Origin of the sequence: Pannonibacter carbonis, assembly GCF_003012935.1 — a bacterium.
Taxonomy (GTDB): domain Bacteria; phylum Pseudomonadota; class Alphaproteobacteria; order Rhizobiales; family Stappiaceae; genus Pannonibacter; species Pannonibacter carbonis.
In genome coordinates this window covers 165,503-188,853 of sequence record NZ_PUDR01000007.1, presented here as the reverse complement: position 1 = coordinate 188,853, position 23,351 = coordinate 165,503, and the positions used below count along the sequence as shown (strand labels likewise).

Genomic DNA, 23,351 nt, shown 5'->3' with positions numbered 1-23,351 from the left:
GAGCTTGAGTTCTGATGCCGGAAAGACGCCGAAAGCATCATTATTGATACGCTATGTCAAAATTTCTGGTTTACGTATCGATTGTGGCGCGCTATCTTACAGGCGAAACAAAGTCCTAATTTTGAAGCGTTATCTCTGCATTACGAAGATAACGCTCCAACACTGAGGCACAAATGACGGACGGAAGACCAGTCGCTGTCTTAACGAAAGACCTAGGCGCGAGCCTCGCATCCCACCGACTCTCACGCAACCTGCGTCAGGACGATGTTGCAGCGCAAGCCGGAGTCTCGCGAGGCGTTGTCGCCCGCTTGGAAGCTGGCGAAGGCGGAACCATCGACAGTCTGATCCGCGTCCTCAAGGCATTGGGACTCGAAGATAGAATTTCTGTGCTCGTACCTGTTGCCACATTGAGCCCGCTCGATCCTCGGGGTCGGGGAGATCAACGTCAACGCGCGCGTCCAGCGTCGGGAGCCGAAGAAGATGAACCGTGGAGTTGGGGCGAGTGATGGCCACAAGAGCAACAGTGAACCTGTGGGGACGTCAGATCGGGGCGGTCATCTGGGACCCCAGTCGAGATCTTGGCATCTTCGAGTATGACCCTCGTTTCGCGCAGTCCGCTATCGAAATCGCCCCGCTGACGATGCCACTACGGACAGGTACCTTCGATTTTCCGGCCCTACCGCGAGGCACTTTTCATGGCCTGCCCGGGCTTCTTTCCGACAGCTTGCCGGATCGGTTCGGGAATGCACTGATTAACCGATGGCTTGCAGAACAAGGGCGAACAGCTGAAAGCATGGATCCGGTTGAGCGGCTCCTCTACACCGGGCGGCGCGGTATGGGGGCACTCGAGTATGAGCCTGCGACAGGTGTTCGCCGGGAGGACGGCACACCGGTCGATATCGCACCCCTCGTTGAACTGGCGAACCGGGTTTTGAACGACCGAAAGTCTCTGACCGGACAGATGACTGGCGAAGACCAAGCCGAGGCATTGGCGCAGATTCTAAGAGTTGGCACCTCGGCCGGCGGTGCCCGTGCCAAGGCCGTCCTTGCCTGGAACGAAAAGACTGGTGAGTTCCATTCCGGTCAGATCAAGGCTGGTCCCGGGTATACCCAGTGGCTCTTCAAGTTCGACGGGGTCTCGAAGAGCGGTGATCATAATCTTGCCGACCCGCAGGGTTTCGGCCGACTCGAGTATGCCTGCTATCTTCTGGCAACCTCGGCCGGTGTGGAAATGACGCGGTCTCGATTGCATCACGAAGGAGGTCGCGCGCACTTTATGACGCAGCGATTTGATCGCACGGGAACCGCTGAGACTGGTCAGAGCGAAAAACTTCATGTGCTCTCGCTCGGAGCAATGCGCCATTTCGATTTCAACCAGCCCCGCGCATACTCCTACGAACAAGCACTGGAAACGATCAGACGGCTCGGGATGGGACAGAAGTCCCTCGAACAAATGGTCCGACGGGCTTTCGTCAATCTGGTAATTCGAAACCAAGATGACCACGTGAAGAACATTGCATTTCTTATGAACAAGAAAGGCGAATGGCGTCTCGCACCAGCCTTTGATGTTGTCTACGCACACAACCCGGAAGGCCAATGGACCAACGCTCACCAGATGACACTTAGCGGAAAAGCTGACAAGTTTGACCTCGACGACCTTCACCGGTTCGGCAAGATGGCCGATCTCAAACCTCGAAAAACCGATGACATCCTGCGGGAGGTTGAGGCGGCGGCTGATCGCTGGAGAGAGTTCACTTCGGAGGCGGATGTGCCGCCCGAGCTAGCACAAAAGGCCCAAGCCGGTTTTCGATCCTTTCTCTCTACCTGAGCCATGGTCTGCAAAGGTCAAAGACCCGACCTCACCTCTACCCAATTCGCCACGATCAACCCCGGCACGCCGTCCACCGCCCTTTCGACATCCCGCGCCAGATCCAGCCGTTTCGGCAGCTTGACCTGCGGCACCAGCAGGAAGATCGGCGCGGTGACCTTGCCGCGCCCGGTCTTGGAGCGGGACACAACGGCCTGGCCCTTGGTGTTAAGCCGTCCCTCCGCGACCAGCAGGCTCGGTCCCGTGCGACGATAGACGAAGCGCAGGCGCAGCCCGCGTCGTCGCTCCCATTCTCCGGGCGTGATCCTGCCGCCACGCAGGGACTTGCCCGCCGCGGGCAGCGGGATCGCCAACCAGAACCCATCCTTCGAGCGGATCAGAGGACCGGTGTCGTGCGCGCCGACGATGACCGGGGCCTTGGACCAGACCAGAGTGGCGGCGTCCAGGCTTTCGCCCGACCTCGGGAAGTTCTGGCTCCGGATCGAGTTGGCCAGCCGGGGCCTGAGCCCCGCGCCGGTGATCTGCAACCGCCACGCCGTCTTCAGCCCGGTTCCGGCCTCGCGCATGGCAGCCGTCACGGCGCGTTCGCCCGCCGCGACCTCGGCCGCCATCATCGCGACGATGTTGGGATCGATGTCGAGCTTCAGTTTCACGCGGGCCTCAAATCCACGGTCCAGACCAGCCGCTCGCGGTCGCGGACAGGCTCGCCCTGGATGAGGAAGGCATCGCCGTCGATCTCGATGCGGTCGCCGGGGCGCGGGTTCGTAACCTCGGCCACGCGCAGATCGATCCGGGTGGTCTCGGACCAGAGCCGGGCGTCGCCGAAGTCGGAGACGACATCCGCACGCCGGGCGACGACGCGCACCAGAACCGGCGCGCCGCCGTCGGCGATGTAGACCGCGTCTCGACCGACGTTCGGGTCGAGGTACAGCGCATCCAGCGCGATAGCGAGCGCACTCATCACGTCCGCCGTGCCGAACGCAGCACCTGCGGGCGGGTGCAGATCGGAAGGGGATTGCTCTCGATCTCGAGGCGGACCCATTCGTCGCGGTCACGGTCCGGGATCATGCGGGCATAGAGCGGCAGGCCGAGCGTGTTGACCGTCTCGAAGGTGTCGGCCGGGGCATGGTAGATCTCGAACAGCCCCTCGACACCTTCGGGATAGAAGTACGCCTTGTCGGTGGGAACGCCAAAGCCGAGGCCACCCCGATAGCGGCGGAAGGTGATGCCGCCAAAGCTGACCTCCTCGCCGACACGGCCACGAAGATCCGCGGCCGCAGCGGTGTTGAGATAGGTCTCGCGCACCTCCTTGTGGGCGACCAGATCGGCAAAGAAGCTGGATCCGCATTCGGCGCGCAGTTGAACCTGTCCGGCTGCCAGCCCGCCGAGGCTGTCCTCGACGCTTTCGATCAGCGCCTGACAGCGCTTGCGCAGTGCACCCGACGCCGGGGTGGCATTGTCGAGGTCGAAGTCCACTTCTGGCGCCGGCGTGATGCCGAACTCGGCAAAGTAATCCACCACGGTCACACCGTCCTTCGGATCCTTCACCACGCCCTGGATGCCATTGAAGAGATGGAACTCGAACGTGGCCTCGGCGTCGTTCCGCAGCCGCCCCAACTTGCGGGCGACTTCAGCCTGGACCTGTTGCACGGCCGTTTCCGAACCGAAGTCCCGGATTGCCTGGATCTCGGAGGCCCAGAGTACGTCCTGCTTCTTGAACTGGCGGACGACGAAGGCCCGCATCTGCCGCCGTTCGGGGACCTGTTGCTCATAGGCAGAGCCACGCTCGGAGAAGGGGATGAGCGACAGGGTGCCATCCCGGCTCTCGATCATGACGGTCCGGGAGCGGACGCCGCGCGCACCGAAGAGCCCCGCACCCGACAGGATCGCCGGCTTGAAGGGAATGGTCTCCAGTGCTCGGGTGAGCTCGATGATCGAGAAGGCATCGCCTTCAAAGATGTCCATGGATGCCATGGGAATGTCCTTTCGGGGGGAGGGGTCAGCGCAGCAGGATGCCGAGCGCAGTCAACGCCGCAGTCGCGGCCGTGATCTGCGGTTCCGTTGCGCCTGTGGGCCAGACCAGCTCGTTGCGGTTGACGATGGCCGGGCCGCGCAGGACCGCGACGGCCGGGGCATCGGCGGCACTTGCGTCGGCGGGCCCCCAGAGGATCCCGGCGGCGGTCTGGCTTCCGTTTGAGGCTGCGGGAGCGAGCCGGGTGAACTTGCCACCCGAGGTGATCTTGCCGAGCACGGTTCCAGGTTCGAGCTTGCCTGCGCCGGAGGCGAGAGTGATCGTCTCCCGGGTGTAGTCGCGCAAGGCTTCCCAGACGAGGAAGCCGCCCGGGTGCCGGCCTTCGGTCAGTGTGGTCATTGAAGATCATCCTTTCAGCTTGAATGTGCGGGCAATCACGTCGCCCCAGGGACGGGTCGTGGGGGAGGGCCCGGGTTGGGGGTGATGGGGGCTGATATCTGCCTCCGCATCGGCCCTTGCGCCGAGAAGGCTGGTGCGAACCGTCTCGAGGCTGGCGTCCTCGTCAAGAAAGCGCCCGGCCATCTGCGGCTGTCCCGCGAGGCGGCAGAGGTCGACGATGGCACGGGCATGGGCGATCGCGTCACGCCGGATGGCGATTGGATCCATGCCGGTCACCACAGGGCCAGGACCCGCCAGTGTGCTGGGCTCAGGCTTGGGCTCATCTGGCGTCGCGGGAGCCTCGTCGCCGATCTCGTCGCCGATGGCGTCTTCGGCGGCCTCATTGCCCTCCTGGTCGCTCTCGGGAGCCGGATCGGCGATGGCCTCGGCCAGCGCGGGCGGCGCGTTGCGGAACCGGCCGATGTCGAAGCTGGCGGCAATCCGCACCGGCTCGATCATGCGCGTGGCAAACCCTGCCTCAAGGGCGGCTGTGGCATCGAACCAGGTCTCGGCCGCCATCAGTGCCGTGATCTCATCCTCGGAGCGGCCGGAGCGAGCGGCATAGCCGCGAACCATTGTGCCGGCGATCTTGTCCAGGGTGTCGGCCATCTCCCGCATGTCGGCGGCCGTGCCCATGACGAGACCCGAGGGGTCATGGATCATCAGGAAGGCATTCTCGGGCATGACGATTTCATCGCCGGCCATGGCCACATACGAGGCGGCTGAAGCGGCAATGCCGTCGATCCAGACCGTGACCGGTCCCTCGTGCCGCTGCAGGGCGTTGTAGATCGCGACCGCATCGAACACCGATCCACCCGGGCTGTTGAGCCGAAGGTCGATGGGCGCATTGTCCGGCAAGGCGCCGAGCTCAGCGAGGAACCCCTTGGCGCTGATGCCAAAGGCGCCAATCTCGTCATAGATCAGCACTTCCGTAGCCTGGCCCCTGGCGCGGATCGTGTACCAGTTCTTCATCCTGTCACTCCTCATCGGATTGCGCGCCGGCGTCGGGTCCATCGGTTCCCGGATCGGGTAGCCTTGAGGGCGTTGCCCGCGCGCCTTGCGTCTCGCCGGGGCTTGTGCGGTACCGCAGGCCCAGATCGGCCGACCGCCGGGCATCAGCAGCGTTCTCGCGGTCCACTTCCTCGATGTCGTAGCCGGTGGCCTCGACCACCTTGCGCCGCGAGGTGATGCCTGCCTCCATCGCCAGGACCTGCGCCTGGATGTCCTTCAATGGATCGACCCAGTCCCAGCGCGGCGGGATCCATTGCGCGGCGAGGAACGGAGCGGGTGCGGCGGCAAATCCAGGCAGATCGATTGCCCCCGTCAGCACCGCCGTCTCGAGCCAGCGCCGCCACACCAGGCGGCACAGCTGGTGCACGATCACGCCGTGCTGCAGCTGGCCGATCCGGCGGCGGAACTCGACGAGTTCGGCGCGAAGGGACGAGTAGTTTGCCTGCCGGACATCGCCGGTGACGAGATGATAGGGCAGCCCCAGCGAGGCCGAGACGGCCAGCAGCGTCCGGTACTGGAACGCCTCGTAGCCGCCGCCGACATCTGCCGGCGACGAGAACTTCACGTCCTCGCCCGGCAGCAGCACCTGCATCGTGCCGGGCTCGAGGCTGGCAATCGCGGCACCTTCGGTATCGGCCGCGCCTTCACCCATCATCGGCTCTTCCGGAGCGGTCTTGGTGATGAAGCCCGCGAACATCGCCGCGGTCTTCTTCCGGTCGAGTTCCGCGTCATCATACTGGTCGAGCAGGAACAGCCGCACCATGGCGGGCGCCACATGCGGCAGGCCGCGGATCTGCCCGGCATCGATCGGCCGGTAGATGTGCAGCACGGATTCCGCTGGGACGCGCACCGTCTCCGGCACCGCCCCCCGTTGGTCCGTGCTGTCGCCCGGGTGACGACGGCGGAAGTGGTAGGCAACGCGCCGGCCTACGCGATCGAACTCGATCCCGCAGCGGATGCGGTTGCCGTTGGCGGCTGTCTCGGTCTTCTCGAAGGGCAGCATCTCGGACTGGAGAAGCTGCAGCTGCAGCGGGACCTGAAGACCATCCTCGATCCGCCGTGGCCGCAGCCGCACGAAGCATTCGCCGGCCATGAACATCTCGCGCGCGACCATGGCCTGCAGGCCGTAGAAATCCGTCAGGCCGTCCGCATCGGCCTCGTCGGTCCAGGCGAGCCAGAGCCGCTGGACCCGCTCGCGCAGGGTCCCATCCTCGATCAGAGAGGACGGCTTGATCCCGTCCCCGACCAGGTTCGCGGCAAAGGCCTCGCAGGCGTTGGCCGCATAGCCGTTGGTGACCACCAGCTCGCGGGACCGGGCCAGTAGGCGCGGGCCGCCTGAAGCAACCAGCGCGTTGATATTCTCAAGTGGTGGGTTCCAGCCGCGCAGGCGGCGTTTCGCCATGGCGCCCTCGAGACGGGCGCGCAAGGCTGTGGGGCCGCCTGTGGACCGGCGGCGGAAGCGCTCGAAGAGGCCCATCGGCTCAGAGCCCCTTTGCTGTCGTCACGCGTACGTGCCGGACAATCCGCCGCCCCTCGGCCGCAGCGATCTCGCGGTCCAGCGCCTCGATGGCCCGGTCGATCTCGGCGACGCTGCGATAGTCCACGGTCTTGCCGTCATAGCTGACCCGCGCGACGCCGGAGGACCGCTGCACGGTCAGGGCGTCGCGTCTTTGGCGCAAGGTCGCCAGATCGGACATGAGCGCTCCTTCTGTGCGTCATTGACTTATGCGCCATTGACGCATAAGTGTGATCGATGAGCATTGTGACTGTTGCCGAGACGCCAGAGTTCCAGCGCCGCGCCCGCGCTCTCATGAGCGATGAGGAGCGCATGGCTCTGATCGATTTCATTGCGCGCAATCCGACAGCAGGCGTCTCGATCGGTGGCGGCATTCGAAAGATGCGCTATGCCCGCGATGGTGGCGGCAAGAGCGGCGGATATCGGGTCATTCACTTTTTCAGCGGCGAAGAGACCATGCCGATTTTCCTGATCACCGTCTTTGCCAAGAACGAGAAGGCCAGTCTGACCAAGGCAGAGACGGACATGATCAAATCGCTCGGCAAACTGCTGGTCGCCAGTTACAGGAGGACAAGATGAGTGATGTATTCAGGAGCATCGAACAGGGCCTGAAAGAAGCCATTGCCCATGCGCAGGGCGACCAGATGGTGACGATCCATGAGATCGAGATCCCTGACGCAGACGTTCAGGCCATTCGCTCTCGCACCGGTCTTTCGCAGGCAGAGTTTGCCAGAAGCATCGGCGTCAAGAAGTCCACGCTGCTGAACTGGGAACAGCGTCGGCGTTCGCCGGAAGGCCCGGCCCGCGTATTGCTGGCTTTGATCGACAAGGATCCGAACATTGTCCAGCGTACCCTGGCGGGATGAACTTCACCCCATGTAACTCGAGCGCACCGTTCGCCGGTTGGCAATGCGCCGAGCCAGGGATTTGGTGGGTGGGTCGTGAGGGATCCGCTCAGTCTCAATGGTCAGTTGGCGCTCCATTTCGGCCCAACGCGCTTCGGGCCACCGGTCAACCCCTGCGATCCAGGCGGCGGCGCGGGCGTAGACCCGGCAATCCAGAGCCTCGTTGCGTTCCCTGAGCTTGTGCCATTCCAGCCTTGCGAAGCCGCGCTTCGTGCGAACCGTCACCAGTTGCTCGGCCGTCAGCTGTTTCAGCCATTCACCGTCTGCCCAGTCCGGCAGGTGGATCGTTCCCGGCGGGCAGCTGTCGCCGGCTGCCTGATCCTCCTTCGTCGGCCGGTCCTGTCGCAGGAAGCGATAGGTCTCCGCCTTGAAGGTCGAGGTCGCGACGGTCCATAGCCGCGCGCCGCGCCGCAGACGTTTGCCCGCAACCGTTGCGTCAACAAACGTCGGTCCGGTCACAGGGCTCGTCCGGGTGAACCCTTCGACGCCCTTGACCGGCGCAACCTGCGTCCATCCCACCTGCCGCGACCAGGCATAGACCGCGCTGGTCTCAAAGCCGGTGTCGATCGCGAGCCGGGTGAGCAACACCGGCTGGCCTGAGGCATGGATCCAGGAGCGTCCCAGCAACCCGGTCAACTGCTGCCAGCAGGCCGGATCGCCGGGGCCTCCGTCGATCACGATGTGGTCGACAAGCCAGCTTTCCAAGCCCCGGCCCCAGGCCCACACATCAACCTCGATCCGGTCCTTCTGAACGTCGGCGCCAGCAGTCAGGAACAGGCCGCCCGCCGGAACGGTCCCCGCCTTCCAGGCCTCGCGCCGGTCAGCCAGCCGTTGCCAGTCTGGCGCCTCGCCGGTCTCCATCCAGGTCTCGCCGAGGATGGTGTTCCGGAACGCCCGCATCGCCTCGTCGCTGCCCCGTGCCGCCTCATGCGCCCGCGCGATCCGCTGCCAGCTGAGCCAGCCCACCGGCGAATAGAGCGCCGAGAGGTGGTAGCCGACCGTTGTCGGATCGGTGGCTGTGGCGGTCGCGCGCCATTCGCCTGCGTCCAGCATCTGCGTCTTGTGATGCTCCGCGATTGCAGCGTCGCAGCCCTCGCAGATGTATTCGGCCGTTTCCGGGCGACCCTTCTCCCAGTGCAGCCGCTCGAACTTCAGCCACTGCATCGCGCCGCAATGCGGGCACGGCATGAAGAACCGCCGCTGGTCGCTGGCCTCGAACTCCCGCTCGATGCGGCTCAGCCCGCGGATGGTCGGTGTCGAGACCAGCAGCACCTTGCGCCGGTGGGAGAAGGTCAGCGACCGCGCCTCGGCCAGCGTGACCGGATCGCCTTCCTCATCGGCGGACGCCGGATAAGCGTCGACCTCGTCGAGGAAGATGTAGCGGGCAGGGGTGGAGCGCAGTCCCACGGCCGAGTTCGCCCCGGTCATGATCAGGATGCCGCCCGCGAACTCCTTCGACAGCATCGTGTTGCCCGCATCGCGCGACCGCGCCGGCTTCACCCGCTCCCGCAACTCGGGGCTCTCGTCGATCAGCGGGTCGATCCGCTGACGCGAGTTGCGTTTCGCCAGTTCTACGGTCGGCTGGACCGCCAGCATTGGCCCCGGCGCCTGGTGGATCACGAAGCCGATCCAGTTGTTGCCGGCCTCGGTCGCCCCGACCTGCGCGGCCTTCATGAACACCACCCGCTGGGTCGGATCGCCCGGCGACAGCCGGTCCATGATCTCGCGCATGTAGGGTGTGCGGGCGGTCCGGTACTGTCCCGGTTCTGCGGAGGCCCGCGAGGCCAGGCGGCGATGCCGGTCCGCCCATTGCGAGACGGAGAGATCCGGATCAGGTCGCAATCCCTCGCGCCAGGTCCGGATCAGCCGGTCCGCACCGTCGAAGTCAGAAACGCCGTCATCCAAGTCCGGGGCGTACCTCGCAGAGGGTCTCGAGCTGGGCGCGGACATGGGCCTCCAGAACCTTCTGCATCAAGGCCGGCTCCACCGTGGCTGCGCTCCCCAGCACCGCGGTCAGTTCCGAGGCCATCAGGGCTGCGACGCGCGCCGGCCACGTCACCCACGCATCGCGTTCATCGCGCGCGAGCCGGAACATCAGGGTCTCCGCCCTGGCGCGGTCGACCAGGTCCCCTTTCAGCTTCTGGAGGCGGATGCGCCGTTCCTGCGCCTTCAGAACCTCATTTGCCGTCTTGGCCTGCAGGAAGGTCGTGCCACCGCCAACCGCCGGAACCGCCAGCCCCTGTTCGCGCAGCGTGTCGCCAACAGCGGCAACCGCGGCCTCGGGCACGGGCTTCAGCTTCGGCGCGGGCGGTTTGCGGGTCTTGGACGGATCCGTCATCTCGGCACGCCGCATGTCGCTGGCGGCCGCGTCGATGCTGCCGTCGGGATGGAGAACCAGCCGCTCGGCGAGCTTCGCCTTCTGGATCGCTCCGCGTGACAGCCCGACATGGGCAGCGTACTGGCGCTCGCTCATGCCCTGCATTCGTGGATCCGATTATCATTCAAAAACAGATGGTTATTCAGTTGATAAGCGTCACGACCAGAGCGAACGTCAATCCAGCGCAAGGATTAAACCCCAGCAGGGAGCCACCAGAATGACACGCAAAGCAACCAACAACGCCAAGGCCCTCGACGCTTTTATTGCCGCCAAGATCGAGATCGACGCCATGCTGGAGCGGCTCGTTGCCCTCAGCGCCGACCACTTCGATACCAACCCCGACGAGATCAACTGGGGCCATGTCGGCACCCTGAACCACTACCGCGCCAAGCTGCGCGAGATCACGGACAGCGCTTTTCGCGAGGGCGAGCACACCAAGTGAGGTAACCCCCTCCGGGCTGCCCGCCGACTGGCGGGCTCGGTCTCGTAGAAGGGCCCGCATCAAGTGCGCCAGCAGCCCGCATAAGTGCATCTAAATCTTGTTGATCTTATTGAATTTTAATCAGAAAAATGCCATACTGAGCCATTGGCAGGAGAGAAAATCGCCGATGTTTCACACGTATGTTTTGACTGCTGCTACGCGTCCGGGCGGCGGAGCAAAGAAAGTCGATTTTGACCGCGCCGCCTATTTGATGGACAAGGCGCTGTTGACCGCTTCAGTGCTCGCTATGGAAGACGAGCGCGACAACTACCCGCGCCACGATTGCACCTATGATGCCCAGTGGGTATGGGACTACTATTGCGAGCGCCACGCCGAGAAGTACGGCGTCAGCTTTACGCCTGACGTTGACCCGGAATGGGACGCGTAATTACGCGCCCCCTTCTTCGTGGTATCGCCGCAGTTCGTCCAAGGCAACAGTACCAGCTTTAGCCTCGCCGCGTTCGAGGGGCGTTTTGAGGATCGATGTGATGAACCGAGAACGCTTGATCTTTGGAACGGATAACCCGGAGGGACAAGAGATGCAGAACCAGCTTGATCATCGCGAAACTGTCGCGGGGATCCGCAAGGGTCTTAAGCAGGCCCGTGCCGGCGAGGGCATTGAGGCAGGCCAGTTCTTCGATGAGCTGCCTCAATTGAAATGACCGCGCCAGTGCCCGTAAAAATCGCATCGAATGCCGGAATGATCTGACTGCATGATCTCCGCGCGACCCAGCTTCAGTCCATTTGGGCTTCCCAGTCACGACCGCCGAAAAACAAGCGCAGGATCACGACACGGTCCTGTTCGACCTTGAACGCGACCGTGAGGCGACGTTCAAAGCCCACGATCCTCAAGCCCGGCCTGATATCATCGCGGAGCTGGCCGCGCTCGGATGCAATTCCAAGCTTCCTGCAGAACGTCTCGACACGCATGGCGTAGCCAAACGCCACATCTGGCGACGCGGCTCGAGCGATCCAGTCATAGATCTCCATGAGTTCCGCCTCCGCTTCGAAGCTGAACTCAACCTTGCGTTCCCTCACTGGCTGGTGCTGCTGCGTTTGATATGCCGTGCGCGCAAGCGGTCTCGAACCACCTCCGTCGGCACAACCTGCTCAGGACTGGCTGCGACGTCATCATATGTGCGTGCAACCTCTTCACGCAGCCAGCGTTCCACGGCCGCATCACGCTCCTGCAATGCGCGCAAGCCGGCACGGACCACCTCGCTGGCTGATCCATAAACACCAGACTCCACGAGGCGATCGATGAACGCGGCGTGTTCTGCTGGCAGGCTGATTGTTCTTTTGTGGCTGGCGGACATAAAGCATCGTTCCGTGGCGACCGAGAAAGCAGTATGAAAATATCATACCAAAGCGTCGCCGACCAGCATGCCTCGGGCGCGGTGCATCCTTGTCGATCATTGTGATCGTCATGGTCGGTGGGTTTGAGGTCCGTGTCTGGACAATGTCCCGGTTGGGTTTGGTTGGATAAGGGGAGCGCATTGCTGCAAGGCTAGGTGCCGCTGGTCTTGCTCGATCCATCCCCCAGCCGCTCGGTCCTCACCTCAGCGAAGGTCCGACCATCGCCATCGAGGATCGCGTCGCGGCCGGTTTCTGCCTGCCACCGCTCGACGGCAACATCGACATAGGCGGGGCTGATTTCCATCGCAAAGACGCGGCGGCTGTTGGCTTCGCCCGCCATGATTTGCGAGCCGGATCCCGAGAAGGGCTCGTAGCAGAGCCCGCCGCGCGCCACATGCTGGCGCATCGGGATCCCGAAGGCGTCGAGTGGCTTCGGCGTCGGATGATCGGGCCGCTCGTCCTTGGAGAAGCTGGGAAGTACCCAAGTCGAGGGAAGGGTTTCTTCCGCCACCTTCGGCGGGCGGTTCGGCCGCCGCCAGCCCATGAAGCAGGGCTCGTGCTTCCAAAGGTAGTGCGACCGGGTCAGGACGCCGCGATCCTTCACCCAGATGATCTGCTGGTGCACGAAGGCGCCGGCCTTTTCCCAGCAAGCTTCGAGCATCGCCTGGCGGCGAGAGGCGTGCCAGCAGTACCAGGCCGCATCCTCGGTGATGGCCTCGGCAACAGCCGTCGCGATGAAACCGTCATAGAGTTCGGCGCCCTGCGAGCTGTCGTCCCAGGTCGTGCCGTAGGACGCGGACCAGTCCTTGTTCCGTGTTGGGTGGTTAGAGCCGTCATAGTCGACGAGATACGGCGGGTCGGTCGCGAACAGGATCGCGCGCTCGCCGTTCATCAGGCGGCGCACATGCTCGTGGCTCGTGCTGTCCCCGCAAAGCAAACGATGATCGCCGAGGATCCACAGATCGCCCGTCCGCGACGCCGGATTGCGTGGCGGCTCCGGGATGGTCACCGGCGGCACGGAGCCTCCGGCGCCACCTTCTTCCTCGCCGCCCCCGTCAGGATCGAAGGCCAGCAGCTTGTCCAGTTCGCCGTCCGAGAAGCCGACCAGCGACAGGTCGTAGTCGTCCGCCAGCAGGTCCTGCAGCTCGGCCGACAGCAGCGCCTCGTCCCACTCCGCCCAGTTCGCCGACTGATTGGCCAGCAGACGGAACGCCTTGATCTGCGTCTCCGACAGCTCATCGGCGAGGACCACGGGCACGGTGTCGAGACCGAGCAGGCGGGCGGCCTTCAGCCTCAGATGCCCGTCAACCACCAGCCCGTCGCTGCGCGCGACAATCGGGATGCGGAAGCCGAACTCGACGATGGCCTGCGCCATCCGGTCGACCACGTCGTCGTTTTTGCGCGGGTTGCGCTCGTATTCGACGAGGCGGCCGATGGGCCATTGTTCAAGCTGCAGCGCGTTGGCCGGCATGGGCGGAACTCTTGAGCATGTGAAGGGTCACCGTCCGGCGCGCATGGATGCTGCAGAACAGGACGAGCTTGGTGACTGGGAGCGGCGGATCGACCGCCTCGACATCGTGGAACACGCTCTCCACCCGCTTGTGGCAGGCGCGGCAAAGCGGGATCAGGTTGGTTGGCGAGTTGTCCCGCGTCAGGCGGAACGGGATGATGTGGTGCACCTGAAGGTGCCTGGTCTTTCCGCAGCAGGCGCAGAATGGCGTCTGCCGGAGCGCAGCCTTGCGGATCGTTTTCCAGCGCGAGCCGCGCCCGCGGATGCGCGGCGTCCGGCACAGATGGCGCTCGTAGCAGGACCGCGAGCAGAACCGCCCGCTGGAATTCGTGCGATCCGACAGGACCGACCTGGCGATGCGAAACGAGCCGTCGCAGGTTGCGCAGGTCCGTTCGACCGATTGCGCCGCGTGGCGACAGGCGCGGTTGCAGAACTGCTGGCGGCTGCTCGGCGGCGCCGGGAAGACCCTGCCACAGTGCTGGCAGGTCTCACGGTTCCGATCCGCGGATCGAGCGCGTCGGCCTTGCGCCAGCGCCGGCCGCGCGGCGCACGGTCGACATTGAGTGGCAGGGTTGTCGGCGCGCACTTTCTCGACCTTGCCGCACGCTGTGCAGGTCCGGAGGCGCATCCCGCGGTTCCGAGACCTGGCGCACGGCGCGACGGCGTCCGTGCTCGCCGCAGTGCCGTGCGCGAGGGGCATGCAGGGTCCTGTCGATGAAGGATCGGCATCCGCCGAGGTGGACTCCGGAGCGGTGGTGTCCACCGGCTTCCGGCTGGAGCCGGCATCCACCGGGCATCCATCCCGTGTTGCCGGTCAGGTCTCTGATTTCACGAGGGTTTCACGGCGTCGCGGTTGGACGCTGGACCCCGGTGGCTTCCCAAAAATCGAGGCCAGTCGCTGGCGAAGTCCCGCGCTTCGCCCGCCAGCATACGTTTCGGCCCGGAAAGGAACCGGAAAACAATGGCTTGGCCGGATGGACTCTGGCTGGACGCCAGAAGCCAGCTCCGGTGTCCACCGCAGGAGGAACGGCGGTTCGCCTGAGCGCACGAGAGCGAGCATATCGCCATGGATAGCGTCAGAAGGGCGATCCGTCTCGCCTTGCGATGTCTCGCAGGAAAATGTCTCGCGCGCCGAAGGCGGGTTGACATGGTGCGGCGGGATTCAAGCGCGCAGTGGTTCGGTGCCGCGATCCAGCAGGGCGAGATAGTCGGAGTAGGCGTAGATGCGACCGCGCTGCTTGCCGGTCGTCTCGCGCACGATGCCGAGGTCCGCCAGTTTCTCGAGCGCGCCACCCGCCGTCGGGAACGAGGTCTTGAGGCTGTCCGCGACCGTCTGGATGGTGACGATGGGGCGGGCCTGCATGAATTCGTGCACGCGCAGCGCCGATGGTGCGGACCGCCCGAGCGCTCCGATCTGCGTGCGGTGCGCATCGAACATGGCAATCAGGTCGCGGGCGGTCTCGGACGCCTGCTCGGCCGTCTCCGCGACCCCCGTGAGGAAGAACTCCATCCAGGCCTCCCAGGTGCCCGCCTGGCGGACTTCCTGCAGAAGCCGGTAATAGTCATCGCGTCGGGATTTCAGGAACAGGCTGAGATAGAGGATCGGGTCCCGCAGGACACCCGCCTCGACCAGAATAAGCGTGATCAGCAGCCGTCCCAATCGGCCGTTGCCATCGAGGAACGGGTGGATGCTTTCGAACTGAACATGGGCAAGCCCGGCCCGGATGAGCGGCGGCAGGCCCGCCTCGCGGGTGTGCAGGAAGCCTTCGAAGGCATGAAGGCAGGCATCGAGCTGGTTTGGAGGCGGTGGTACGAATAGGGCGTTGCCCGGGCGCGTGCCGCCGATCCAGTTCTGCGATCGGCGGAATTCGCCGGGCTGCTTGGTGGCTCCACGGCCCGACCTCAGGATGATCTCGTGCATCTCGCGGATCAGGCGGAGCGAGAGCGGGAAGCCGCCGCGAATGCGGGCGACACCGTGCTCGATCGCCGCGACGTAGTTCGAGACTTCGGTGACATCGTCGAGTTCAACCGTGGGCGCCTCGTCGTTTTCGAAGAGCAGGAGGTCGGACAGCGAGGACTGCGTCCCCTCGATCTGCGAAGACAGCAGCGCCTCTTTGCGGACGTACATGTAGAGGAAGAGCGGGGTCGACGGCAGGATCGTCGCCATCCCGTCGAGGCGTCCGACAGCCGCAATGGCGCGTTCGTAGACACTCATCAGTTGCGGCAGGTCGAGCGGCGGGTTTGGCGGCAGTGGCGCAGGCACATAGGCGCGAACGCGTTCGCCGCCCACGCTTGTTTCAGCGAAGGTGCCCAGCCTTTGGTTCTGCTCTGTCGTCATCGTTCGACCCTTTAACAACCACCAGTCCTTATTAAGACATGTGGCGTCAAGCTTGAATAGCCTTCCGTCGCTATTCAAGCCTGGCCCGCCTTCGCCACTACGAACTCCATCGACCGCTTCTTCGGTACGCGCCTGCCGTTCAGCCGCCAGACGATGACCGCGATCCCGTATTGCCAGCGCCGGTTGGCGGTGGCGCGGCTGATGCCGAGTTCCCAGCAGATCGGCTTCCAGGGCGTCCGGTTGGCACGCAGCCAGAGCAGGCGAGCATCGTCCTTTTCGAGCCAGCGCAGCCAGAGCAGAGCATCCTCGGCCTGCGTGATGTCACGCGGCCCGGGCTTGGGTCGGCGCATCCGAGGCTCCTGGCCGACCTGGTCGGCGAAGCTGTGGAAGTACTCGGGCCAGGCGTTGAAGTAGCCCTGCGGCTTCACCTCGGGCTGCGACCGGAACACGTCGGCCGCGCTCTCGAGCCGGTCCTCGACCATAGTAGGCGTCCACTCAGCCATTCGCAGCCTCCCGGTTGCCCGCACGTGGCCCATACAGCTTCTCACCGAGTTGACGCACCAGCTCGCGCTCCGGCCAGGTCAGGCGATGGTCGTCAACGGAGACGGCGAGCACACCCTCGTCATGCCAGCCATCGCGTTTAACCTGGTCGGGATCCCGACGCGTGCCGCCGTAGCCTTTCGGGTACCACCTCATGCGAGACTCTCCGCGTACAGGGTTTCCTGAAGAATGGAGAGTGCCAACTCGCCGTCGGTCTCGTCGGGATCATGCCTGAGCAGATAAGCTGCCAATTTGGTGGCGGTGACCGCGTCGTCGCGAAGCAGGCCGATAGCCATGTTGCAGTTGTTACACAGCAACTGCCTTACGCGATCTGTCATATGGCAGTGGTCGATCACCAGCACGCCGTGGGGCTCGTCCGGAAGCGACCGGCAGATGGCGCAGCGACTCTGCTGGGCCAAGCGCATTTGATCGAACTCGGCGCTCGAGAGGCCGTAGTTCCGCTTCAGATTGTGGCGGCGGTATTTCTCCGAAGGTTCGTAACGCCGTTCATAGCCCGGGTTGCATGCCCGCGAGCAATAGCGTCCCCCGCCGCGCGCGATGTTCTTCACTCGCGTCTGGAAGTTCCGTCCACACCCGGCGCATGCAACGTCAACGAGGGCGCGCTTTGCCCCCATTTTCAGGGCGACCCTGCTTCGGGCGACGCCCTTGACGCGCGGATTGCACGTCGGCGAGCAATAACGACCGCCACCCAACCGCCGCGTGGTCTGGTACTGGACCGTGAACGCCAACCCGCAGGTTTCGCAGACGCGGTCGACCGGCGAATGCCACTTGTCAGCCATCGATGCCTCCGTTCGTCGCGATGGCCCAATGGAGGATGGCCAATGCGTCGGCCTCATCGGAGCTGGAAGGCGCAAAGCCTCTGGCGACCATGGCGGCGACGACTTCGTCCTTGCTGGCGTTGCCCTTGCCACAGACGCATCGTTTCCATGTTCCGACCGGCACGCCCTCATAGGGAATGCCGCGCAGTTCGGCCCACGATGTAAGCGTGGCCATCAGCCCGCCGTAGATGTGGGCCGCGTCAGTGCCGGCGTGCCGACGGACCTCCTCGAACCAGATGGCGGCGATGGGCCCGGACAGCCGATCGAGTTCGGTCAGCCAGTTGGTGAAGCGGAGAAACCGCATGCCACCGCCGTCGAAGCGGCCGGGTCGAAAGCTGACCGTGCCACTGGTGATCAGTCCGTCATGGCTGCGAAGCGCCCAGCCGGTCGTGGTTGCAAGGTCGAGGGTGAGAATGCAGGATCGAAAAATCGCGCCCGGCTCGGGGCGAACGTCCTGCGCGGGGATCGGTGTGTGCATCGTGAAGGCTCACAAGCTGTGGGCCTTCGGCTTTGATCGTTCACAGAATACTTAGGAAAGCCCAACGAAACAAGCCGGTCCGGAGCCGCTATCAGCTATCGCCGTTCAAGCGATGTCACCGACTATGTGAAGCCCTTTTTCGATTGGTGACACGATCTTTCTAATATTTTTCAATATATTAACTGGCGCTGTCACCATTCTTGGTGTCACCAATGCCCCCTATCATTTCCCTCGTAGAGATGAGATGGGCGCCACCCGCTATGTCGGTCTTCACATGAAGGTAGAAAATCGGTTGGTGGCACTCGGCAAGGTCGGTGACACCGTTGGAATTGCAGAGTTTCTCGTGTCACCGAGTTTCGCGTGGGGATGGTGTCACGGTTGATGACGCTGGCGGTTGGTGACACGAGCCGCTCAAAGGTTACCACTTGCCGCGCTCTCAATGATCGTTCGGCCATGCCGGCGCGATCGGCTCGTATTCAGTTTTCGCCCGCTCAAGCCGCGCGCCCTTCTCATCCAGTCCCCAACGCCGATTGAAGAAGAACTCCAGTGCCTTCCGCGTTTCAACGCGCAGGAACTCTCCCTCAAAGCCAAATTCCCTTCGGACTACGCTGGCTTGTCGATCCGAAAGCCCTGACTTCGGGCGCAGCCAGATGATTGCCCGAGTGTTCCAATCCACGTCCACCGGCAGTGGCTCAGCCAGGAGTTTCTCCTCGAACGAGCTGTCAGGATCGATGCGGATCGGGAGGTAGTTCCGATATTCGCCGTGCTTGAAGCTGTGGGCACGCACGTGAACGCTTTCACCATCCGACGTGAAGCGGGTCGGGGCGATCCACTGCCCATCGTCGGCGCCGGACGACATGGATGTGTATCGGACGTGGACGGCTTTCCCCGACCTGATTGCTTGATGAAGAAGCGCGATGGTCCTCCGATCTGCCTTCCTTTCTGGTCGGGGCAACGCGGCCGAAGGCGTGCTTTCATCGTCGCTCGCCAAGATATCGAAGGCTTCGGTCAGGCCGGATGGTGCTAAGGGCTCGTGCTCGCTCGCGGCGATGTAGGTCTTTCGCACCGGATCGTAGATGGGCGGCGTGCTGCGCGCGAGACCTAGGTAGACACGGAAGTCCAGCGCCGCCTGCGCGGTCGAGATACCGAAGCGCTCGATCAGATCCCTGCGGTTCGCCATGCCCCGCCAAGTCAGGCAGCGGTCCAGAAAGATCAGGCGCTCTCTCTGAGCATGCTTGAGGTCGTCGAGCGTCATGGGTGCATCCCTACCTTGACTCCTGACGAAATGTCCATCTAGAAATTATACGATTAAAAATTATACGGACTATGGCAATGAGGATTCTCCACACCGCCGACCTTCATCTCGGGCGTCAGTTGAACGGGATCCCTCTGGATGCCGACCACGGCGCAGTTCTCGATCAGATCGTTTCGGCGATCACGTCGAATGGTATTGATGTCCTTGTTATTGCGGGAGATATATTTGATCGGGCTGCCCCACCGACGTCTGCTGTGCGCCAGTTCAATGGGTTCCTGGCGCGCGTGGCCTCGGAGACTGAGGCAGCCGTGGTGATGATCGCCGGCAATCACGACTCTGGTGATCGAATCGCATCCATGGCGATCATGACCGACACACGGCGCGCGTTGATACGCGGAGCCATCAGTGCTGACGAGAAACCTCTGATCCTCAGTGACGCATACGGACCCGTGGCGTTCACAGGGTTGCCCTTCGCTTATGAGTATGCCGCCCGCGAATGTTTCGCCGATGAAGCTCTCCACACCACCGAGGACATCCTCGCGGCTCAGGTGGCTTGCAGTCGGCGTAACATTCCCGATGGCGCGCGATGGGTCGTCGTTTCGCATGCTTTTGTAGCTGGGGCGGCGAGCAGCGAAAGTGAGCGGCCTCTCACTCGAGTGGGGGGCGTCGAGACGGTCAGTTCATCCGTGTTCGAAGGTGCTCATTATGTGGCGCTCGGGCATCTGCACCGGCCGCAATCGGTCGGTGCATCTCATATCCGGTATTCGGGATCGCCATTGGCTTTCGGATTTGATGAATCTGACTGCCAGAAGTCGATGAGCCTCGTCGAGATCGATGCGGTCGGCCGAACGACGGTAGAGACCATTCCCTTCGAGCCCATTCGTCGGGTGCGCGTTTTGAGGGGACGACACGCAGAGCTTCTCCTCGCGGACCGATCTGACGATTTCATCAAGATCGTTCTTACCGACGATACGCCCGTGATCGATGGAATGAAGCGCATCCGCGACGTGTTCCCGAACGCTTGTGAACTTGTTTACGAGCGGAACGATCGCGCGCCAGAAGTCAAATCGCTGGCGGGGCGCGCTCCGGCGGCTGCGAGCCCTGTCGAAGTCATTGGCGACTTCCTCGAGCATGTGCGCGAAGACCGGATCTCGGAAAAAGAACTGGCTGTCGTAGCATCGGCCCTTGGTCGCCTGCGTGAGACAGAGGATGTGCAATGAGACCGGTTCGGCTCACACTTCAGGCGTTCGGTCCATATCCTAGCCGGGTCGTCATCGACTTCCGGGATGCCGTCAAGGCGGGCCTCTTCGGCATATACGGACAGACGGGGTCAGGCAAATCGACCATCTTCAGCGCAATGACCTTTGCGCTCTTTGGAGAAGCGGCCAAGGCGGAGCAAGACGCTCCGTCGCTGCGCTCGGATCACGCCGATCCGGATGTAATGACCGAGGCAGAGTTCGTATTCGACATTGGTGAGCGGCGATATGTCGTGCTTCGCCGACCCGACCAGATGCGACCCAAGGCGCGCGGTGAGGGCGAGACCCGTAGCACGCACGAAGCTTATCTGTTCGATGCGACCGGAATGTCGCTCGACGCAATTACAGATGCGGCACAGGGCAAGATCGTAGCCGAGAAGAAGGTGCGCGACGTCGACGCGGCTGTCATGGAGATGCTCGGATACGGCTCTGAGCAGTTCCGGCAAATCGTCCTTCTGCCGCAAGGGCGCTTCGAGAAGTTCCTTTCGGCCAAGACGAAAGAGCGTCTCGAAATCCTGCGAGAACTCTTCGATGTCTCGCTGTACGAGAAGCTCATGGCCGATCTCAAGTCCGCAGCCGATGAGGCTGAACGGCAGGTGCGGGATGAACGTGCGCTCTGTGCCAGGCAGCTCGCGGCAGAAGGATTCGAGAGCACCGATGCACTGATCGCGGGCATCGAAACCGCAACTGCGAGATGTGCGGAACTTCGCGCGATCGAAGAAACCAAGAAGGCGACGGCGGAAGTTGCCGAGAGGGCGTTGCACCAGGCGGAGGCCATCGAGGAAAAGTTCGCGGCGGCCGAAAAGATGAGGGAGCGGCTTCGCGCACTTGAGGCGCGGAAGGACGATATCGAGGCGCTTGCCGAGCAGGTCCGACAAGCCGAGCGCGCGCGCGGTCTGATCGATGTCGAGGAACGTGTGAGGGATGCCGAACGCGAGGTTGGTGAAGCCGAGACCAAGCGCGAAGAGGCAGACAAGGCCGCCGATATCGCCGCGAAACAAGCAGAAAAGGCGGCAGAGGCGCTCCGGCGTGAGGAAGACCGTGCCGATGAGGTCGAAACCCTGCGCCGGAGAAGCGATGAACTGGAGCGGTATGGTCGAATCCTCGAGGCAGCAGCCGATAGCAATCAGGCAGTCGAAACCGCGCTGAAAGAGCAGCGGGACGCCGACAACGCTTTTCAGGCGGCAAAGGCACAACTGACCAAGCTCCAGGAGAAGCGCATCACGAAAAGCGCCGAGCTGAAAGCTGCACGCGAAACGGAGGCGAAGCGCGCCGAGATCGCGGGCCGGCGCGCAGAGCTCGACAAACGGCATCTGGCCGCCAAGCCCTACGAGGGCGCCTTGCAGGATGTTGCAACGGCTCAGGCCGCTGTCGAAGAACAACTGCGGAAGTCGGAAGCTGCGGCCGGAAAGGCCGAGAAGGCGCGAGATGATTATGAGACGGCCGAAAGAAATCTCGCGGCCGCACAGGCGCTGCACCTTGCGACGAGACTGGAAGCAGGGTCGCCATGTCCGGTCTGCGGCGCAACCGAACATCCTGCGCCGGCGACTGGCGAAATCGGTAGTGCCGGCCTGGACAAGGCATTCCGAGAGTCACGAGAAGCATGGCTGGCCGCCGATCGTGAAGCCCGGCAAGCTGGCGAAGCACTGGTCGGGGTGCAAGCGACGCTCGAGGAGCGACAGAAGCGCTTGTCCACCCTTGAACCGCCAGCGGAGCGTGCAGCCGTCATCGCGGCACAGATCGGTCGTGAAGACGACGCACTCGCAGCGCTTGGGCCCCGGGTCGACATTCTTGCCGCGGAGACCGGGATCGAGGAACTGGAACTGCAGATCGAGGAATTGGAGCGGAAACGCGATGAGTTGCGAGACTGCTTCGATGAGCGGCGGAACAAGGCAACTGAGGCCAAAGCGGCGCGCGATGGCAGGCTCGCAGAGGTGCCGGAGAACCTCCGCGATGTGCCGGCGCTCGCGGCCACACTCGAGAAGGTGACCGGGTCGCTGGAGTCGCTTCAGGCGGCGCGGACCGCGGCGGAAAAGGCGCTGAACTCCGCTCGCGAAAAAGCACTCGGCACGGTCAAGGATCTCGAAAGCGCGGACAAGGCGCTCGCGGACAGCAAGACGCGCCATCAGAAGGCGGCGGAGGTCTTCCGAACAAGACTGGCTGGCGCTGGCCTCACAGCAGAGGCGTTTCAGTCTCTCAAGCCGGCCATCGAAACTCTCGATGAGGATAGGGAAGCCGTCGAGACCTACCGGCGCGAGCACAAGAGTGCGTCCGATGCAGCCACAGATGCCGCCTCTGCGATCCAAGGGATGTCCCGGCCTGATCTCGAAGCACTACGGGAAACGCACCAGACCCATGCCGAGGCATTCGGCAGGGCGATAGAAGAGCGCGTCGCCGCCCAGAGCCGTGTCGATCATCTGGATAAGCTGAGAACGGGGTTGGAGGAGACCCTGCGCAAGCTTGATGAAGCTGAAGCTGCATCCGGCCCGCTGCGCGAACTGGCAGCTCTGGTAAACGGGCAGAACTCGCAAAGACTGTCGTTGGAGACATTCGCAATCGGCACGATGTTCGACCAAGTGCTGGAAGCGGCTAACTTGCGGCTCGCGCCAATGACCTCCGGCCGCTACAGGCTCGAGCGAGATCTCGACGGGGCCGGACGAGGTAGCCGCGGGCTTGGCATCCAGGTGTTCGATGTTCACACCGGGAAATCGCGCGCCACGAGCACCCTCTCAGGTGGCGAGACGTTCATTGCCGCGCTCGCTCTCGCACTCGGTCTTGCCGACGTGGTCGAAAGTGCGAGCGGCAAGGTGCGGCTTGACACGATTTTCATCGACGAAGGGTTTGGAAGCCTCGACACCGAAAACGGGTCCGGCACGCTCGACCAGGTACTCCAGGTCCTCAACTCCATCGTCCGACAGAACCGTGCCGTGGGTCTGATTTCGCATGTGCCGCTCGTCCAGGAGGCGATCCCCAACGGCTTCTATGTCAGAAAAGGGATCTCCGGGAGTAGTGTGGAAGAAAGAGGGCTTGTCTGATGGGTCACCGCTGGATTCCAAGACGCTCACATTCGCGGCGGCTGCCGGACGGAAGGACTATTGAAGTCAGGGCAAGCTGGGTGCTGCAGCATTCGCCAGACGAGAAGAAGCGTCGAAGCCTTCGTCACCAATGCCCTATGTGCGGTGCCGAAGTCATCACGGTGCGAATGCCCAACGGCGGGAGCGCACATTTCGAGGGGCGAAAAGGACTCTCAA

28 protein-coding genes are annotated in these 23,351 nt (G+C 63.4%); 9 read left to right on the top strand and 19 right to left on the bottom strand.

Going from position 1 to position 23,351, the window contains the following annotated elements:
* Positions 1 to 173 precede the first annotated feature (173 nt).
* The gene (locus tag C8348_RS22605) at positions 174 to 506 is read left to right on the top strand and encodes a helix-turn-helix domain-containing protein (protein ID WP_106753533.1); all 333 of its coding nucleotides are present in this window, start codon (positions 174 to 176) and stop codon (positions 504 to 506) included.
* Positions 506 to 1,828, top strand: a complete 1,323-nt coding sequence (locus C8348_RS11760) for a type II toxin-antitoxin system HipA family toxin (RefSeq protein WP_106753532.1) — start codon at positions 506 to 508, stop codon at positions 1,826 to 1,828. Before C8348_RS22605 ends, C8348_RS11760 begins: the two co-directional genes overlap by 1 nt.
* Before the next feature lie 17 nt (positions 1,829 to 1,845).
* Here the strand turns inward: C8348_RS11760 and C8348_RS11755 are convergent, their stop codons facing one another.
* Genes C8348_RS11755 through C8348_RS11725 form a run of 7 tightly spaced genes read right to left on the bottom strand, consistent with a single transcriptional unit; the run spans position 1,846 to position 6,946 of the window.
* Positions 1,846 to 2,481 carry a DUF6441 family protein gene (locus C8348_RS11755; RefSeq protein ID WP_106753531.1) on the bottom strand — a complete coding sequence of 212 codons (636 nt, stop codon included), beginning with the start codon at positions 2,479 to 2,481 and terminating at the stop codon, positions 1,846 to 1,848.
* On the bottom strand, positions 2,478 to 2,789 hold the full coding sequence (locus C8348_RS11750; RefSeq protein WP_106753530.1) for a head-tail joining protein: 312 nt from the start codon (positions 2,787 to 2,789) through the stop codon (positions 2,478 to 2,480). The genes C8348_RS11755 and C8348_RS11750 overlap by 4 nt, the downstream gene beginning before the upstream one ends.
* Entirely contained in the window at positions 2,789 to 3,802 is a 1,014-nt protein-coding gene (locus tag C8348_RS11745) for a major capsid protein (RefSeq protein ID WP_106753529.1), read from the bottom strand. The genes C8348_RS11750 and C8348_RS11745 overlap by 1 nt, the downstream gene beginning before the upstream one ends.
* 25 nt (positions 3,803 to 3,827) lie before the next feature.
* Positions 3,828 to 4,199, bottom strand: coding sequence for a head decoration protein (locus tag C8348_RS11740; protein WP_106753528.1), 372 nt, complete (start codon positions 4,197 to 4,199; stop codon positions 3,828 to 3,830).
* Positions 4,200 to 4,205: 6 nt separating this feature from the next.
* Positions 4,206 to 5,210 carry a head maturation protease, ClpP-related gene (locus tag C8348_RS11735; protein WP_157950429.1) on the bottom strand — a complete coding sequence of 335 codons (1,005 nt, stop codon included), beginning with the start codon at positions 5,208 to 5,210 and terminating at the stop codon, positions 4,206 to 4,208.
* A gap of 4 nt (positions 5,211 to 5,214) precedes the next feature.
* Positions 5,215 to 6,726: a phage portal protein gene (locus C8348_RS11730; RefSeq protein ID WP_106753526.1), complete on the bottom strand. Its 1,512-nt coding sequence runs from the start codon at positions 6,724 to 6,726 to the stop codon at positions 5,215 to 5,217.
* A gap of 4 nt (positions 6,727 to 6,730) precedes the next feature.
* Positions 6,731 to 6,946, bottom strand: a complete 216-nt coding sequence (locus tag C8348_RS11725; RefSeq protein ID WP_106753525.1) for a phage head-tail joining protein — start codon at positions 6,944 to 6,946, stop codon at positions 6,731 to 6,733.
* Positions 6,947 to 7,002: 56 nt separating this feature from the next.
* On the opposite strand from C8348_RS11725, the gene C8348_RS11720 reads away from it, so the two are divergent.
* Positions 7,003 to 7,344 (top strand): type II toxin-antitoxin system RelE/ParE family toxin, encoded by a 342-nt coding sequence (locus C8348_RS11720; RefSeq protein ID WP_106753524.1) that lies wholly within the window; start codon positions 7,003 to 7,005, stop codon positions 7,342 to 7,344.
* The gene (locus C8348_RS11715) at positions 7,341 to 7,631 is read left to right on the top strand and encodes a helix-turn-helix domain-containing protein (protein WP_106753523.1); all 291 of its coding nucleotides are present in this window, start codon (positions 7,341 to 7,343) and stop codon (positions 7,629 to 7,631) included. Before C8348_RS11720 ends, C8348_RS11715 begins: the two co-directional genes overlap by 4 nt.
* Positions 7,632 to 7,634: 3 nt before the next feature.
* Here C8348_RS11715 and C8348_RS11710 read toward each other — a convergent pair whose 3' ends face one another.
* Positions 7,635 to 9,575, bottom strand: a complete 1,941-nt coding sequence (locus tag C8348_RS11710) for a phage terminase large subunit family protein (RefSeq protein WP_106753522.1) — start codon at positions 9,573 to 9,575, stop codon at positions 7,635 to 7,637.
* Positions 9,568 to 10,143, bottom strand: a complete 576-nt coding sequence (locus tag C8348_RS11705) for a hypothetical protein (RefSeq protein ID WP_244293993.1) — start codon at positions 10,141 to 10,143, stop codon at positions 9,568 to 9,570. Before C8348_RS11705 ends, C8348_RS11710 begins: the two co-directional genes overlap by 8 nt.
* A gap of 121 nt (positions 10,144 to 10,264) precedes the next feature.
* Between C8348_RS11705 and C8348_RS11700 the strand changes: the two genes are divergently transcribed.
* From C8348_RS11700 to C8348_RS21955, 3 genes are all read left to right on the top strand, one after another.
* Complete coding sequence (locus C8348_RS11700; RefSeq protein WP_106753520.1) at positions 10,265 to 10,489, top strand: hypothetical protein; 225 nt, start codon at positions 10,265 to 10,267, stop codon at positions 10,487 to 10,489.
* A 166-nt stretch (positions 10,490 to 10,655) separates the two neighbouring features.
* Positions 10,656 to 10,916 (top strand): hypothetical protein, encoded by a 261-nt coding sequence (locus C8348_RS11695; protein WP_106753519.1) that lies wholly within the window; start codon positions 10,656 to 10,658, stop codon positions 10,914 to 10,916.
* Between the two features lie 100 nt (positions 10,917 to 11,016).
* Positions 11,017 to 11,190, top strand: coding sequence for a hypothetical protein (locus C8348_RS21955; RefSeq protein ID WP_157950428.1), 174 nt, complete (start codon positions 11,017 to 11,019; stop codon positions 11,188 to 11,190).
* Between the two features lie 73 nt (positions 11,191 to 11,263).
* Here the strand turns inward: C8348_RS21955 and C8348_RS11690 are convergent, their stop codons facing one another.
* The 10 genes from C8348_RS11690 to C8348_RS11645 form a co-directional block, all read right to left on the bottom strand.
* Positions 11,264 to 11,566 carry a type II toxin-antitoxin system RelE/ParE family toxin gene (locus C8348_RS11690; protein WP_106753518.1) on the bottom strand — a complete coding sequence of 101 codons (303 nt, stop codon included), beginning with the start codon at positions 11,564 to 11,566 and terminating at the stop codon, positions 11,264 to 11,266.
* On the bottom strand, positions 11,563 to 11,844 hold the full coding sequence (locus C8348_RS11685; RefSeq protein WP_106753517.1) for a type II toxin-antitoxin system ParD family antitoxin: 282 nt from the start codon (positions 11,842 to 11,844) through the stop codon (positions 11,563 to 11,565). The genes C8348_RS11690 and C8348_RS11685 overlap by 4 nt, the downstream gene beginning before the upstream one ends.
* 191 nt (positions 11,845 to 12,035) lie before the next feature.
* Complete coding sequence (locus tag C8348_RS11680; RefSeq protein ID WP_106753516.1) at positions 12,036 to 13,355, bottom strand: DNA modification methylase; 1,320 nt, start codon at positions 13,353 to 13,355, stop codon at positions 12,036 to 12,038.
* Positions 13,330 to 14,022, bottom strand: coding sequence for an HNH endonuclease (locus C8348_RS11675; RefSeq protein ID WP_157950427.1), 693 nt, complete (start codon positions 14,020 to 14,022; stop codon positions 13,330 to 13,332). Before C8348_RS11675 ends, C8348_RS11680 begins: the two co-directional genes overlap by 26 nt.
* A gap of 534 nt (positions 14,023 to 14,556) precedes the next feature.
* Positions 14,557 to 15,732: a Fic family protein gene (locus C8348_RS11670; RefSeq protein WP_106753514.1), complete on the bottom strand. Its 1,176-nt coding sequence runs from the start codon at positions 15,730 to 15,732 to the stop codon at positions 14,557 to 14,559.
* Between the two features lie 74 nt (positions 15,733 to 15,806).
* Positions 15,807 to 16,235, bottom strand: coding sequence for a DUF6362 family protein (locus C8348_RS11665; RefSeq protein ID WP_106753513.1), 429 nt, complete (start codon positions 16,233 to 16,235; stop codon positions 15,807 to 15,809).
* On the bottom strand, positions 16,228 to 16,428 hold the full coding sequence (locus C8348_RS11660) for a hypothetical protein (protein ID WP_106753512.1): 201 nt from the start codon (positions 16,426 to 16,428) through the stop codon (positions 16,228 to 16,230). Before C8348_RS11660 ends, C8348_RS11665 begins: the two co-directional genes overlap by 8 nt.
* Positions 16,425 to 17,072, bottom strand: coding sequence for an endonuclease domain-containing protein (locus C8348_RS11655; protein ID WP_157950426.1), 648 nt, complete (start codon positions 17,070 to 17,072; stop codon positions 16,425 to 16,427). The genes C8348_RS11660 and C8348_RS11655 overlap by 4 nt, the downstream gene beginning before the upstream one ends.
* The gene (locus tag C8348_RS11650; protein ID WP_106753510.1) at positions 17,065 to 17,589 is read right to left on the bottom strand and encodes a crossover junction endodeoxyribonuclease RuvC; all 525 of its coding nucleotides are present in this window, start codon (positions 17,587 to 17,589) and stop codon (positions 17,065 to 17,067) included. Before C8348_RS11650 ends, C8348_RS11655 begins: the two co-directional genes overlap by 8 nt.
* Positions 17,590 to 18,025: 436 nt before the next feature.
* Positions 18,026 to 18,844: a BrxR family transcriptional regulator gene (locus C8348_RS11645; RefSeq protein WP_106753509.1), complete on the bottom strand. Its 819-nt coding sequence runs from the start codon at positions 18,842 to 18,844 to the stop codon at positions 18,026 to 18,028.
* A 77-nt stretch (positions 18,845 to 18,921) separates the two neighbouring features.
* On the opposite strand from C8348_RS11645, the gene C8348_RS11640 reads away from it, so the two are divergent.
* Complete coding sequence (locus tag C8348_RS11640) at positions 18,922 to 20,064, top strand: exonuclease SbcCD subunit D (protein WP_106753508.1); 1,143 nt, start codon at positions 18,922 to 18,924, stop codon at positions 20,062 to 20,064.
* Positions 20,061 to 23,135, top strand: coding sequence for an AAA family ATPase (locus tag C8348_RS11635; RefSeq protein WP_106753507.1), 3,075 nt, complete (start codon positions 20,061 to 20,063; stop codon positions 23,133 to 23,135). Before C8348_RS11640 ends, C8348_RS11635 begins: the two co-directional genes overlap by 4 nt.
* The last annotated feature ends 216 nt before the right edge of the window (positions 23,136 to 23,351 follow it).

Bases quoted from the DNA above. Each gene is read 5' to 3' on its own strand.
- C8348_RS22605 (WP_106753533.1), top strand. From the start codon at position 174: ATGACGGACGGAAGACCAGTCGCTGTCTTAACGAAAGACCTAGGCGCG.
- C8348_RS11760 (WP_106753532.1), top strand. From the start codon at position 506: ATGGCCACAAGAGCAACAGTGAACCTGTGGGGACGTCAGATCGGGGCG.
- C8348_RS11750 (WP_106753530.1), bottom strand. From the start codon at position 2,789: ATGAGTGCGCTCGCTATCGCGCTGGATGCGCTGTACCTCGACCCGAAC.
- C8348_RS11745 (WP_106753529.1), bottom strand. From the start codon at position 3,802: ATGGCATCCATGGACATCTTTGAAGGCGATGCCTTCTCGATCATCGAG.
- C8348_RS11740 (WP_106753528.1), bottom strand. From the start codon at position 4,199: ATGACCACACTGACCGAAGGCCGGCACCCGGGCGGCTTCCTCGTCTGG.
- C8348_RS11735 (WP_157950429.1), bottom strand. From the start codon at position 5,210: ATGAAGAACTGGTACACGATCCGCGCCAGGGGCCAGGCTACGGAAGTG.
- C8348_RS11730 (WP_106753526.1), bottom strand. From the start codon at position 6,726: ATGGGCCTCTTCGAGCGCTTCCGCCGCCGGTCCACAGGCGGCCCCACA.
- C8348_RS11725 (WP_106753525.1), bottom strand. From the start codon at position 6,946: ATGTCCGATCTGGCGACCTTGCGCCAAAGACGCGACGCCCTGACCGTG.
- C8348_RS11720 (WP_106753524.1), top strand. From the start codon at position 7,003: ATGAGCATTGTGACTGTTGCCGAGACGCCAGAGTTCCAGCGCCGCGCC.
- C8348_RS11715 (WP_106753523.1), top strand. From the start codon at position 7,341: ATGAGTGATGTATTCAGGAGCATCGAACAGGGCCTGAAAGAAGCCATT.
- C8348_RS11705 (WP_244293993.1), bottom strand. From the start codon at position 10,143: ATGAGCGAGCGCCAGTACGCTGCCCATGTCGGGCTGTCACGCGGAGCG.
- C8348_RS11700 (WP_106753520.1), top strand. From the start codon at position 10,265: ATGACACGCAAAGCAACCAACAACGCCAAGGCCCTCGACGCTTTTATT.
- C8348_RS11695 (WP_106753519.1), top strand. From the start codon at position 10,656: ATGTTTCACACGTATGTTTTGACTGCTGCTACGCGTCCGGGCGGCGGA.
- C8348_RS21955 (WP_157950428.1), top strand. From the start codon at position 11,017: ATGAACCGAGAACGCTTGATCTTTGGAACGGATAACCCGGAGGGACAA.
- C8348_RS11685 (WP_106753517.1), bottom strand. From the start codon at position 11,844: ATGTCCGCCAGCCACAAAAGAACAATCAGCCTGCCAGCAGAACACGCC.
- C8348_RS11680 (WP_106753516.1), bottom strand. From the start codon at position 13,355: ATGCCGGCCAACGCGCTGCAGCTTGAACAATGGCCCATCGGCCGCCTC.
- C8348_RS11675 (WP_157950427.1), bottom strand. From the start codon at position 14,022: ATGCGCCTCCGGACCTGCACAGCGTGCGGCAAGGTCGAGAAAGTGCGC.
- C8348_RS11670 (WP_106753514.1), bottom strand. From the start codon at position 15,732: ATGACGACAGAGCAGAACCAAAGGCTGGGCACCTTCGCTGAAACAAGC.
- C8348_RS11665 (WP_106753513.1), bottom strand. From the start codon at position 16,235: ATGGCTGAGTGGACGCCTACTATGGTCGAGGACCGGCTCGAGAGCGCG.
- C8348_RS11660 (WP_106753512.1), bottom strand. From the start codon at position 16,428: ATGAGGTGGTACCCGAAAGGCTACGGCGGCACGCGTCGGGATCCCGAC.
- C8348_RS11655 (WP_157950426.1), bottom strand. From the start codon at position 17,072: ATGGCTGACAAGTGGCATTCGCCGGTCGACCGCGTCTGCGAAACCTGC.
- C8348_RS11650 (WP_106753510.1), bottom strand. From the start codon at position 17,589: ATGCACACACCGATCCCCGCGCAGGACGTTCGCCCCGAGCCGGGCGCG.
- C8348_RS11645 (WP_106753509.1), bottom strand. From the start codon at position 18,844: ATGACGCTCGACGACCTCAAGCATGCTCAGAGAGAGCGCCTGATCTTT.
- C8348_RS11640 (WP_106753508.1), top strand. From the start codon at position 18,922: ATGAGGATTCTCCACACCGCCGACCTTCATCTCGGGCGTCAGTTGAAC.
- C8348_RS11635 (WP_106753507.1), top strand. From the start codon at position 20,061: ATGAGACCGGTTCGGCTCACACTTCAGGCGTTCGGTCCATATCCTAGC.